The organism is Kitasatospora sp. NPDC048286 (genome assembly GCF_043201735.1).
GTDB lineage: Bacteria > Actinomycetota > Actinomycetes > Streptomycetales > Streptomycetaceae > Kitasatospora.
Genome location: NZ_JBICZE010000003.1, coordinates 60969 through 72862 on the forward strand (window position 1 = coordinate 60969; position 11894 = coordinate 72862).

The following is an 11894-nucleotide window of genomic DNA, read 5'->3' on the forward strand; positions in this document are numbered from 1 at the left end:
GCTGCTCCCTGCCGGGACGCTGAGGCGTGCCTCGGGGGCGGGTGCGGTGGGTCAGTGGCCCCGGCCGCCGCCGCGGGTGCCGCGCGGGCGGGTCAGCTGCTCCCTGCCGGGACGCTGAGGCGTGCCTCGGGGGCGGGTGCGGTGGGTCAGTGGCCCCGGCCGCCGCCGCGGGTGCCGCGCGGGCGGGTCAGGGTGAAGCGGTCGACCGGGACGAGGTCCCCGTACGGGCCGCTGACGGAGTAGTAGGTGACGCCGATGGTGGTCTGCCCGTTGCGGCCGCCCGGGTCGACGTCGAAGGACGCGAAGCCGTACGGGTTGTCGGCGTCCCGGAAGGCGGACCAGGGGGCGTCCTCGATCACGTACACCGGCGGGCGCTTGCCGGTGGCCGGGTCGACGGTGCCGACGCCGGTGATCACCCGGGCCTTGGGCGGGTCGAAGAAGAGCTGGTTGGACGGGGCGGAGGTGCCGCCGCCGCCGATGACCATGTGGACGGTGCCCTTGGTGGTGTCGATGGTGCGGGTGTCGGTGGAGACCGGGATCGGCGTGCGGGTGTCGGTCGGCTGCTGGCCGCGGAGCGGGTGCGAGCGCTCGTAGTGGTGCTCGTGGCCGCAGACCACCAGGTCCACGCCGTACTTGTCGAACAGCGGCACCCAGGACTCGCGGATCCCGAGGTCGGCGCCGTTGAACTTGTCGGCGGTGGAGATCACCACCTGGTGCATGCAGACCACGATCCAGTCGATCTCCGGGTCGGCGTTGGCCGCGATCAACTCCCGTTCCAGCCAGCGCTGCTGGGCGCCGCCGGAGTAGCCGTGGACGTAGCTGTTGCCGCCGTCCTGGTAGGCCACGTCGTCGTTGTTGAGGCTGATCACGCGCACCGAGCCGGCCGTGAACGAGTACCAGAGGCCGGCCGTCTCGGCGTCGGAGCGGGCGTCCGGCAGCTCGAAGTACGCCTGGTAGGCGCCGAAGCCGATCGGGCCGTTGCCCTTCTCGTTCTCGTGGTTGCCGGCCGCCGGCATCCAGGGGCGGTGGCGGGCCGAGCGGCTGTTGTTCTCGAACCAGTCGGACCAGGTGCGGACCCGGTCGGTGGCGATGTTCGCGTAGCAGAGGTCGCCGTTGAGCAGGTGGAACAGCGGGGCGATCCGCTCGACCCCGGCGGTGGTGTCGCCGGCGGCGGGGCTGCCGAGGTTGTCGTTCACGTAGCCGGTGGCGGTCTTCTTTCCGAGGGTGGGGGTGCCCTGGTCGCCGAAGCTGGTGAAGGTGAAGGCGGAGCGGCCGCGCGGGGCGGTGCGGACGGTGCCGAGCTCGGGGGTGGCGCCGTCGTGGACGGCGGCGTAGACGTAGTCCGTGTCGGCGTGCAGGCCGGTCAGCCGGGCGTGGTGCACCCGGACCTCGGTGCCGGAGGCGGCGTCCCGGTAGGTGCGGGTCGCGGCCTGGACCGTCCGGCCGAAGCCGTTGTTCGAAGTCCCGTACATCACGCGGGGGTTGCCGACCGAGCTGGTGGTGTGCCAGGAGACCACCACCTCGCGCGAGGCGTCCGAACCGAACTGGAGGTGCAGGCCCGCCACGCGCGGCGCGCCGGAGCGGCCCGGCCGCTGCCACAGCACCGGGGAGGCGGCGGCGGGGGTGGCCGAGAGGCCCGAGAGGGACACGGCGCCACCGAGGCCGACGCCGGTCGCACCGGCCAGGAGGCCGCGGCGGCTGACGGAGAGACGTCCACTGGATTCGTTCATGGCGGCCAGCCCACCGGACGAAGGTGAACCGCGCACGGTCCGCCGCGTGAACTTTCCCGCGGCTCACCCGTGCGCCACACTGCTGGGCGTGACGAGTGTGAACGGCGAGGACCGGCGGGTGATCCGCACCCTGATCGCGGACGACCAGGAGGCCGTCCGGCGCGGTGTGCGAAGGATCCTGACGGCCCAGCCGGACATCGAGGTGGTGGGCGAGGCGGCGGACGGGCTGGCCGCGCTGGAGCTGGCGGCCGAACTGCGGCCGGACGTCGCGCTGGTGGACATCCGGATGCCGCGGATGGACGGGTTGGAGCTGACCCGGCGGCTGGCCGGTCCGGGGGTGGCGGAGCCGGTGCGGGTGGTGGTGCTGACCACCTTCGACCTGGACGAGTACGTGTACCCGGCCCTGCGGCACGGGGCGTCCGGCTTCCTGCTGAAGCGTTCCGGCCCGTCCCTGCTGGCCGAGGCGGTACGGGCGGCTGCGGACGGGGAGAGCCTGATCAGCCCGTCGGTCACCGTCCGGCTGCTGCGGCACGTGACGGTGCCGCGCCGTCAGGACCGCCGCCCGGACCGCCGTCAGGCGGCGCCGGTGGTGTCGCTGACCGAGCGGGAGGTGGAGATCGCCGGGCACGTCGCGGCGGGCCGTACCAACGCGGACATCGCCGCGGAGCTGTTCATCTCACCGGGCACGGTGAAGACCCACGTGGCCAGCATCCAGCGCAAGCTCGGGGTGACGAACCGGGTCGGGATCGCGGTGCACGCCTGGGAGATGGGCTGGGCGGCTCGGTAACGGCCGCGGGCCCAGGAACGGCCACGGGCGCGGTGACGGCCACGGGAGGGACCACGGAAAGGAAGGGACGGGAACGCGTCCACGGGGCCGAGGGGATGCTCCGTGGACGCGTGGAACCTGTGAGACTGGGGTGGCCTCCGGACGTGGTGTCCTCCGGCCTGTAGTTCGATCGTCGACCGAGGTAGTGCCCAGCGGCAGACCCTGATCCGTCTCGATCTGTCGCCACTGCCTCCTGCGGTCGAACTATTTCAGCTGCCTCACAGGTCCATCTCCCATGATGCGCCTCCCACGCGCCGTGCACCAGGGGTGTACGGCACGAATCCGGGCAATTTTCACAACCCGGGCAGTCGGGCTTCGGCTGCGCGGGCTTCGGTCATGCGGGTTTCAGGTACGCGGCCAGCCGTCCACGAAGCTCAGCGTCCGCTGGTACGGCCCCTCGGGCCCGGTGCTGCGGTACTCCTCGGTGCTGCTGCCGGTCCGGACGGTGCGGTCCCCGTCGTGCCGCACGGCGGTGGGGCGCAGGGTGTGGTCGACGGTGGAGCGCTCGGTGACGTGGCCGCCGGTCGCCGCGGTGGCCTCGCGGTGGTAGCCGAGTTCCATGGTGGTGCTCTGGTCGCTGTTGCCGGCCGCGTCCCGGCTCACCCGGTAGGAGACGTCCAGCGGTTCGCCCTCGTGCACGGTGGTGGTGCGGTGCGGGCCGCCGCCCCAGGTGGAGGTGGTGCGGGTGAGATCGGTGCCGTTGCGCAGCGTCAGGTCGTTGCCGCCGTCGCGCAGCCGCTGGGTGGAGCGGAAGGCGAGTTCGTCGCGGACCTCGGTGGTGATCCGGCCGTGCGAGGTCTGCACCCAGCCCCGGGCGAGGTCGTTTCGGGTGGCGGTGACCGTCCAGTCGCCGCTGCCGCCGCCGTGGTCGGCGAGGTCGGTGGCGACGGTGGCCTCCGGGGCGACCCGGTGGTCGGTGAGCTGTCCGGTGGTGCTGGCGGCGCCGTGGTCCGTCTCGGCGAAGAGGTTGACCTGGCCGGTCCAGACGTCGTTGCTCTGCGCCTCGGCGGCGTTCACGGTGACGCCCACGGTGTGCGGTCGGCCGTCCAGCAGCAGCCCGACGTACGGGGTGAGGTCGAGCCGGTAGGCGGGCAGGTCGAAGGCGAAGACACCGGGCACGGGCCGCCAGAGCAGCGGGTCCCAGCCGCCGGTGTAGATCACCGGGTACGGCCAGACGGCTCCGGCCACCCGGCCGTCCACGGTGAGCCGCAGCTCGCGGAACGGGCCCTTGCCGCAGATGCCGGTGCCCGGGTTGGCGGCGGCGAAGGCGTCCGGCGCGGAGGCGTAGGCGAACTCCTCGCAGGCGCCGCCGCCTCGGGCGTAGACCTCGGCGGTGAGGCGTTCGAGGTTCCGCGGGAAGGTGAGGTCCCGTCCGGCGGTGGGTGCGGCCTGGGTGAGCCCGAACGGGCCGGTGGTGAGCAGCCGGTCGGCGGTGTGGGCGGCCGGCCAGTGTTCGTCCGCGGTGTAGAAGCTCAGGCTCGCGCTGATCGTGAAGACGCCCGTGTAGGTGGCGTCGGTGACGTTGGCGAGGTCGAAGGAGAAGTCCTGCGGGCCGTCCGCGAGGAGCGGGGCGTAGCGGGTGACGTCGTGCTCGACGTTCCAGGCGATGCCGTCCTTGGACGGCTCCGGGGTGGAGGAGAGCAGCACCTGGACGCCGCCGACGCGGACGCTGAAGATGCGGTCGAACTGCCGCCCGGCGACCTGCCCGTGGAGGTCCAGGACCACCGCCGACCAGGGGCCGGCGCAGTCGGCGGGCGGGGTGAGGGTGGTGGTGTACGGGGTGTCCGGCGGGTTGCCGTATCCGTTGCGGAACTCGCGCTCGTGCATCACCTCGACGGTGCAGGAGCGGGTGTCGGGGCGGGTGAGCGGCTTGGTGGCGGTGACCGGGTCGTGGTAGTCGGTGCCGAAGTCGGCGTGGGCCGGACCGGCGGCGGTGAGGGTGCCGGCCAGGGTGAGGACGGCGGCGCCGACCAGACCGGCGGCGCGGCGGAGCAACGGGCGCAGGGCCAAGGCGGGTTCCCGGGGTCGGGCGGCCCGCGGACGGGTGCCGCGGGCCGGTCGGATGATCCGGGAATCCTTCCGGGGGTGGCATGCCAGCGTCAAGGGATGGCGTCCGTCCGTCGCCGCGCCTCCGGCGGCGTGGCGGCCCGCTTTCGTCGAGGCCGGCGGGTGCGACCCCGGGGACGCACCCTGGCTGCCGGTGCGAACCGTCCATACGCTGAGCGGCATCCTGCTCCGCCGTAGTGGCATCCTCACAGAGAGTTCGCATCATGACCGGACTTCGCCCCGCCGCTCCTGCTACTTCCGATGCTTCCGCTACTTCCGCCGCTTCCGCCACCTCTGCCACCTCCGCCATCGAGGTGTCCGAGGAGGTCGCCCGGGCCCTCGCGGCCGGCCGGCCGGTGGTCGCCCTGGAGTCGACCATCTTCACCCACGGCCTGCCGAGGCCGCGCAACCTGGCCGTCGCGCTGGAGGCGGAGGAGCGGCTGCGGGCGGTGGGCGTCGTCCCGGCCACGATCGGGGTGCACGCCGGGGTGCCCACGGTCGGGCTGAGCACCGAGCAGATCACCGAACTGTCCACCACCGACGGCCTGGAGAAGGTGAGCCTGCGCGACCTCCCGGTGGTCGCCGCGTTCGGTCGGCACGGTGGCACCACCGTCGCCGCCACCGCCTTCCTCGCCCACCGCGCCGGCATCCGGGTCTTCGCCACCGGCGGCCTGGGCGGCGTGCACTTCGGCGCCTCGGAGAGCTTCGACGAGTCGGCCGACATCACCACCCTGGCCGCCACCCCGGTCACCGTGATCAGCGCGGGCGTGAAGTCCATCCTCGACATCCGGGCCACCCTGGAGCGCTTCGAGACCCACAACGTCCCGGTCATCGGCTACCGCACCCGCAAGTACCCGGGCTTCTACGTCACCGACTCCGGCCACGAGATCAACTTCAGTGTGGAGTCGCCCGAGCAGGCCGCCAGGGTCATCGAGGCCCGCGACCGGCTCGCCCTGCCGCAGGCCGTCCTGATCGCCAACCCGGTCGACCCGGGCAAGCAGCTGCCGCCGGAGGAGCTGGACGGCATCCTGACGCGCGCCCGGGCCGAGGCCGAGCGGCAGGGCGTCACCGGCAAGGCCTCCACGCCGTTCCTGCTCGACTTCATCCGGCGGGACACCGGCGGGCGCAGCCTGGAGGTCAACGTCGAGGTGTACCGGGGCAACGTCCGGCTCGGCGGGGAGATCGCGACCGCGCTGGCGGCGGGTGGTGCTGGTGGCATGGCCGCCGGCGCCGGTGGCACCGCTTCGGCCGTCCCCACCGAGACCGGGGCCTGAGCCGTGCTGGGGGTGCTCGGTGACCTCGTCGAGGACATCGTGGTCTGGGCCGACGGCCCGCTGCGCCGCGGCACCGACTCCGGCGCCCGGGTGTTCCGCCGGCGCGGCGGCAGCGCGGCCAACGTCGCCTGCTTCGCCGCCGGACAGCACCTGGCGCGCTTCCTCGGCTGCGTCGGCGCGGACGCGGTCGGGGACGGCCTCGTCGCCGAACTGACCGGCCACGGCGTCGACGTACGGGTCTCCCGGCGCGGCCGGACCGGCAGCGTGGTGGTGCTGATCGACCAGGACGGCGAGCGGACCATGCTGCCCGACCGGGGCGCCGCCACGCTGCTGGAGCGGGTCCCGGACGCGTGGCTGACCGGGCTGACTCACCTGCACGTGCCGGCCTACTCCTTCGACGGCGAGCCGGTCGGCAGCACGGCCGTCGACGCGCTCGCCCGGGTCCGGCGGGCGGGCGGCACCACCTCGGTGGACGCCTCCTCGACCGGCATGCTGGAGAGGTTCGGCCGGGAGCGGTTCCTCGCGCTGCTGGCCGGGTTGGCGCCGACCTTCGTGTTCGCCGACCGCTCCGAGTCGGAGTTCCTCGGGTTGCTGGTGGACGGTCTGCCCGGGCCGGAGCGCGCCCGGCTGGCGGTCACCACGGTCGTCACCAAGGCGGGCGCCGGGCCGACCGCCGTCGACGTGCCCGGTGAGCCGCTGCTCGTGGTGCCGGTGCCGCCGGTGGCCGAGGTGCGGGACCTCACGGGGGCCGGGGACGCCTTCGCGGCGGGGTTCCTGGCCGGCTTCCTGGACACCGGGGACCTCGGGCACGCGGTCGGGCTCGGGCACCGCGGCGCGGCCCGGGTGCTGGCCTCGCCCGGGGCCTCCTGGGGCGGGGAGTGACGTTTCGGCGGGCTTCCGCCGAGCGCGGTCGAGGGTGCGGGCCCGGGGTCGCTCGGGCCCGGCGCTACTGGCGTCCCGGAGCCACCTGGGGCCCGGAGCCACCCGGGCCTCGGGGCTACGTGGGGCTCGGAGCTACTGGGGGCCCGGAGCTACTTGGGCACCGCGTCCTTGCGGAGGAAGTGCTTCAGCTTCTGCCAGGTCCAGGTGTTGATCACGTCCTCGGCGGTGAGCCAGCCGCGCTGCGCCGTGCCGATGCCGTAGCGCGGGTAGGCGAGGTGGCCGGTGGCGTGCGCGTCGCTGTCGACGGCGAAGCGCACGCCGTGCCGCCTGGCCCGCAGGATGTCCTCGTCGCGCAGGTCGAGCCGTTGCGGGGAGCTGTTGATCTCGATCGCGGTGCCGGTGCGCGCGGCGGCCTCGAACACCGCGTCCAGGTCGACGTCGATCGGCCCGCGCCGGCCGATCCGGCGGGTGGTGAGGTGGCCGATGACGTGCACGTACGGGTTCTCGCAGGCGCGGATCAGCCGACGGGTCTGGGCGGCCCGGTCCAGGGCGAAGTGCGAGTGGACGGAGGCGACGCAGACGTCGAAGCCGGCCAGGAACCCGGGCGGCCAGTCCACTCCGCCGTCCGGGCCGATGTTCAGCTCGGTGCCGTGCAGCAGTCGCAACTTCTTGTGCCGGTCGGCGAGTTGCCGCAGCTGCCCGCGCTGGGCGAGCATCTTCTCGTCCGTCATCCGCTGCATCACCAGGTCCGGGGCGTGGTCGGTGACGGCGAAGTAGGAGTAGCCGCGGGCGGCGGCGGTGTCGATCATCTCCTCCAGGGTGGCCAGCCCGTCGGTCAGGTCGGTGTGGGTGTGCAGGTCGCCGCGCAGGTCGGACTCCTGGACCAGGTCCGGGAGTCCGCCGTCCAGCGCGGCCTCGATCTCGCCCCGGTCCTCGCGCAGCGGCGGCGGGATCCACGGAAGGCCGAGTGCCGCGTACACCTCGTCCTCGGTCTCCGAGACCACCTTGGCGCCGCCGTCCACCTCGAACAACCCGTACTCGGAGAGCTTCAGCCCGGCCCGGACGGCCATCGTGCGCAGCTTGATGTTGTGCGCCTTCGAACCGGTGAAGTAGACCAGCGCCGCTCCCCAGTCCTCCTCCGGTACGACCCGCAGATCCACCTGTACGCCCTGGGTGGTACGGACCGAGGTCTTGGTGCTTCCGCTGCCGATCACCTCGGCGACGTACGGGAGTTCGGTGAGCGCGGCCATCAGCGGGGCGGAGTCCTCGGCGGTCGCGAGCACGTCGATGTCGCCCACCGTCTCGCGCATCCGGCGCAGTGAGCCCGCGTACGCGCAGCGGGTGCAGCCGGGGACGGCGGAGAGCGCGGCGACCAGCTGCTCGGCCAGCTCGGTGGCGGTGTCCAGCAGGGTGCGGCCGCCGGACTGCCGCATCAGATCGATGCCGTGCAGGATCTTCTCGCCGCTGCGCTCGCCGAAGCCGGGCAGGTCGGCGAGCTTCTCGGCGCGGGCGGCCGCGGCGAGTTCGTCCACCGAGGCGATCCCCAGGTCGCGGTAGAGGGCCAGGGCGCGCTTCGGCCCCACGCTGGGGACGGCCATCATCTCCCGTACGCCGGACGGGATCTCGGCGCGCAGCGCCTCCAGGGCGGGGATGGTCCCGGTGGCGAGGTACTCGGCGATCTTCTCGGCGGTGGACTTGCCGACGCCGGGGATCTGCTGCAGGCCCTTGACGTCCAGGTCGGCCAGGTCCTCGGGGTGGCCGCCGACCGCGCGGGCGGCCTTCTCGTAGGCGCGGGCCCGGAAGGCGTCCCCGCCGGTGATGTTGATCAGGTCGGCGTACTCCTGGAGCAGTTCCCTGACCTGGTCGTTGAGCCGGGGCATGGGGCAAGTCTAGGGTCGGCGGCATGGGCCTGCCGGGTGTGTGCTCCGCCGGGTTTGCGCTCCGCCGGGTGGAGCGGAGGTGGGCGGGCGGTACTCCGCGGGTCGTACGGGGCCGGTCTCCCGGGGGCGGACTCCCGGGGGCGGCCGTACAGGGGGTCGCGGTCGTCGGTCGTCCCGGGGTCAGTCGTGCGCGACGGTCAGCAGCAGGATGACGGTGAGCCCGCCGCCGGGGGTGGGCTCCACCGCGAGCCGGGCGCCCGAGGCCACCACCAGGCTCCGCAGGGCGGGACCCACCGGGCCGTCCGTCCGCCCGCCCCCGATCAGCCACGCGCGTGCCTCGGAGGGCTCGTGGGCGCCCTGGTCGGAGACCCGGATCTCCACCCGGCCGAGGGTCTCCGCCGGCCTGCCGGGCGCCCGCAGCACGGAGGCGCCGCCCGCCACGTCGGCCCGGACCAGCACCCGGCCGCCCGGCGGGCTGCGCCGGATCGCGTGGTCGACCAGGCCGGCGACGGCGGCCTCCAGCCGGCGGGCGTCCCCGGCCACCACCGGGAGTCCGGGCGCCACCCGCACCGTCACGGCCGCCGCCCGGTCGCCGCCGCGCACCACCCGGCGGAGCACCTCGGCCACCTGGACGTGCCGGGCCATCGGCTCGCAGCCCTCCTGCCGGCCGGTCCACCGCAGCCGCTCCAGCTCGGTGCGGCTGAGCGCCCTGGGCGCGGCCGGCGCGCCCGGCGAGTACGGGCCGGGGCCCTCCTCGGCCTCGGCCCTCGCCCGTGCGCCCACCCGTCCGGGTCCGCCCCGGCGTCCGGTGCCGCCCGCCCCGACGGCCCCGACGGTGCCGCCGAGCGCGCCGAGCGCCCGGGCTCCCGACGCGACGTAGCCCCAGAGCCTCCCGCGTGCCATCGCCCTGCCCCTCGTGCTCCCCGGCGGCCGTCATCCGATCCGCGGCCGACCGCGGCGGGCCGACCTCCGGGCCCTTCCTGCCAGCCTGCGCCCTCGGCCGCCCGGGTGACAATCCCGCTCCGGTCCGCGGTCCGTCCCGGGGCCCCCGCCGAGCGGCCGGCCGGGTACCCGCCGACCGGCGGGGCCGGAGCCCGGGCGCGGTCCCGTTCGACGAACCGCACGGAGCCGGACCGCAGAAGCCGGACCGCAGAGTCGAACCGCAGAGCCGAACTGCAAAGAGTTCTTCGCAAAAAACCCTTTGCAAAGAACTCTTTGCGGTTCTAGTCTCCTGCCATGACCGAAGAGCACGGCTGGAAGCACAGCGACGACCAGCGCGCCGTCGCCCTCACCGCCGAGAGCATGCGGGCGATGGCACACCCCGTACGTCTGCGGGTGGTGGGGCTGCTGCGCAAGTACGGCCCCTCCACGGCGACGCGGCTCGCCGCGGAGCTGGGGATCAACTCCGGCGCGACGAGCTACCACCTGCGCCAGCTCGCCGCCGCGGGCTTCGTCGAGGAGGACGAGGGGCGCGGCAACGCCCGCGAGCGCTGGTGGCGTTCGGCCCACCGGCTCACGGTCTGGACGGTGGACGACATGGCGGACGAGCAGCTGGGCGAGGCCGCCGGGTACCTGCGGTCCGTGCTGGCCGCGCACACCCTGGCGGCCCAGCGCACGCTGGACGCCTTCGAGGCGATGCCGCGGCCTTGGCGCAAGGCGGTGAACCTGAGCGATCTGGTACTGCAGTTGACGCCCGCCGAGGCCGAGCAGCTGTCCGGCGAGTTGAGCGAAGTGATACGGCGCTACCGCTGGGTGGGCGCCGAGGGGCCGGTCCCGGAGGGATCGGAGCAGGTGTCCGTCGTCGTCCACGTCCTGCCGGACGTGCGCGACGACACCGACGAGGGGGGAACCACATGACGAGCACCACCACCACGAGAACCGCCACCGACGAACCCGGGCGCAACTTCCGCCCGCTCGCCGGGGTGCTGACCGCCTCCGTCGTCTCGGTGACGGGCACCCGCGTCTCGGCGATCGCCCTGCCCTGGTTCGTCCTGGCCACCACCGGCAGCGCCACCATGACGGGCCTGGTCGCCTTCGCCGAGATGGCGCCGTACGTGGCGGTCAAGGCACTGACCGGGCCGTTGGTGGACCGGCTCGGGCCGCGGACGGTGTCCTGGACGACGGACGCGGTCAGCGCGGTCGCGGCCGGGCTGATCCCGCTGCTGCACGCGCAGGGGCTGCTCCCGTTCTGGGTGCTGCTGGTGATGGTCGCGGTGATCGGGGCGATGCGTGGCCCGGGGGACTTGGCCAAGTCCGTCATGGTCCCGGAGGCGGCCGACCGCGCCCGGGTGCCGATGGAGCGCGCCACCGGGCTGTCGGGTGTCGCCGAGCGGCTGGCCTCCACCGTCGGCCCGGCGGTCGGCGGCGGGTTGGTCGCCCTGGTCGGCCCGCTCGCCGGGCTGGCGGTCAACGCGGGCACCTTCGCGCTCGGATCGCTGATCATCGCGGTCGCGCTCCCGCGCGGCATGGGGCGCTCGGCGGTGCCCGCCGCTGCCGCCAACCCGGCCGCGGAGGAGCAGCCCGCGGGCTACTGGCGGATGTTCCGCGAGGGCTTCACCTTCCTGCGCTCGGAGCCGCTGCTGCTCACCGTCACCGTGATGGTCGGCATCACCAACCTGATCGACGCCGGTTTCACCACCGTTCTCGTCCCCGTCTGGGCGCGGGAGTCCGGCAACGGCCCGGCCGCCATCGGCCTGATGGCGGCCGTCATGGGCGCCACCGCCGTCGTCGGCAGCCTGATAGCGGCGGCCGTCGCCTCCCGGCTGCCCCGCCGGACGGTCTTCTTCGCGGGCTTCCTGCTGTGCGGCGTACCGCGCTTCCTGGTGCTCGCCCTCGGCGCGCCGATGTGGTTGGTGATCACCGTCTTCGCGATCGGCGGCTTCGGCGCGGGCTTCCTCAACCCGATCCTCGGCGCGGTGCTCTTCGAGCGAGTGCCCCGCCACCTGCTGGGCCGCGTCCAGGCCCTCAGCGGCTCCCTCGCCTGGGCCGGCATCCCGCTCGGCGGGCTGGTCGCCGGTGCGGCGGTCGCCATGGTCGGGCTGATACCCAGCCTGATCGTCAGCGGAGCCCTGTACTTCGCCACCACCACGCTGGCCGGGCTGCGCCCCGAGTGGCGCGAGATGGACCGCCTCCGTGGGCACGTGGGTGGCGCAGGCGAGGCGGGCAGCGCGGGCGGTGCGGCGGCCGAGCCGGAACCGGCGCACAGCGCGTAAGCCGCCCGTCGGCGCGGCTGACGGGCCCGGCCGGCGGCGGAGGC

Annotated in this window: 9 protein-coding genes; 5 read left to right on the forward strand and 4 right to left on the reverse strand. The window is 74.2% G+C overall.

The annotated features are described in order from the left end of the window. Positions 1-146: 146 nt before the first annotated feature. Positions 147-1730 (reverse strand): purple acid phosphatase family protein, encoded by a 1584-nt coding sequence (locus ACGF13_RS08140; protein WP_392870275.1) that lies wholly within the window; start codon positions 1728-1730, stop codon positions 147-149. A gap of 88 nt (positions 1731-1818) precedes the next feature. Here ACGF13_RS08140 and ACGF13_RS08145 point away from each other — a divergent pair, with 88 nt between their 5' ends. Next, the gene (locus ACGF13_RS08145; protein ID WP_392870278.1) at positions 1819-2517 is read left to right on the forward strand and encodes a response regulator; all 699 of its coding nucleotides are present in this window, start codon (positions 1819-1821) and stop codon (positions 2515-2517) included. Between the two features lie 384 nt (positions 2518-2901). Here ACGF13_RS08145 and ACGF13_RS08150 read toward each other — a convergent pair whose 3' ends face one another. After that, complete coding sequence (locus tag ACGF13_RS08150; protein WP_392870281.1) at positions 2902-4566, reverse strand: peptide-N4-asparagine amidase; 1665 nt, start codon at positions 4564-4566, stop codon at positions 2902-2904. A 344-nt stretch (positions 4567-4910) separates the two neighbouring features. On the opposite strand from ACGF13_RS08150, the gene ACGF13_RS08155 reads away from it, so the two are divergent. Together ACGF13_RS08155 and ACGF13_RS08160 are read left to right on the forward strand one after the other, a co-directional pair. Further along, positions 4911-5876, forward strand: coding sequence for a pseudouridine-5'-phosphate glycosidase (locus ACGF13_RS08155; protein ID WP_392871636.1), 966 nt, complete (start codon positions 4911-4913; stop codon positions 5874-5876). 3 nt (positions 5877-5879) lie between these two features. Further along, positions 5880-6758, forward strand: coding sequence for a carbohydrate kinase family protein (locus ACGF13_RS08160; protein WP_392870284.1), 879 nt, complete (start codon positions 5880-5882; stop codon positions 6756-6758). A gap of 149 nt (positions 6759-6907) precedes the next feature. Here the strand turns inward: ACGF13_RS08160 and polX are convergent, their stop codons facing one another. Together polX and ACGF13_RS08170 are read right to left on the reverse strand one after the other, a co-directional pair. Further along, positions 6908-8638 (reverse strand): DNA polymerase/3'-5' exonuclease PolX, encoded by a 1731-nt coding sequence (gene polX, locus ACGF13_RS08165; RefSeq protein ID WP_392870287.1) that lies wholly within the window; start codon positions 8636-8638, stop codon positions 6908-6910. Positions 8639-8818: 180 nt separating this feature from the next. Further along, the gene (locus ACGF13_RS08170) at positions 8819-9541 is read right to left on the reverse strand and encodes a sensor histidine kinase (RefSeq protein ID WP_392870290.1); all 723 of its coding nucleotides are present in this window, start codon (positions 9539-9541) and stop codon (positions 8819-8821) included. A gap of 333 nt (positions 9542-9874) precedes the next feature. Between ACGF13_RS08170 and ACGF13_RS08175 the strand changes: the two genes are divergently transcribed. Together ACGF13_RS08175 and ACGF13_RS08180 are read left to right on the forward strand one after the other, a co-directional pair. After that, positions 9875-10495, forward strand: a complete 621-nt coding sequence (locus ACGF13_RS08175; protein ID WP_392870293.1) for a helix-turn-helix domain-containing protein — start codon at positions 9875-9877, stop codon at positions 10493-10495. Then, entirely contained in the window at positions 10492-11850 is a 1359-nt protein-coding gene (locus ACGF13_RS08180; protein WP_392870296.1) for an MFS transporter, read from the forward strand. Before ACGF13_RS08175 ends, ACGF13_RS08180 begins: the two co-directional genes overlap by 4 nt. Positions 11851-11894: the final 44 nt, after the last annotated feature.

Bases quoted from the DNA above. Each gene is read 5' to 3' on its own strand.
- ACGF13_RS08140 (WP_392870275.1), bottom strand. From the start codon at position 1,730: ATGAACGAATCCAGTGGACGTCTCTCCGTCAGCCGCCGCGGCCTCCTG.
- polX (WP_392870287.1), bottom strand. From the start codon at position 8,638: ATGCCCCGGCTCAACGACCAGGTCAGGGAACTGCTCCAGGAGTACGCC.
- ACGF13_RS08170 (WP_392870290.1), bottom strand. From the start codon at position 9,541: ATGGCACGCGGGAGGCTCTGGGGCTACGTCGCGTCGGGAGCCCGGGCG.
- ACGF13_RS08175 (WP_392870293.1), top strand. From the start codon at position 9,875: ATGACCGAAGAGCACGGCTGGAAGCACAGCGACGACCAGCGCGCCGTC.
- ACGF13_RS08180 (WP_392870296.1), top strand. From the start codon at position 10,492: ATGACGAGCACCACCACCACGAGAACCGCCACCGACGAACCCGGGCGC.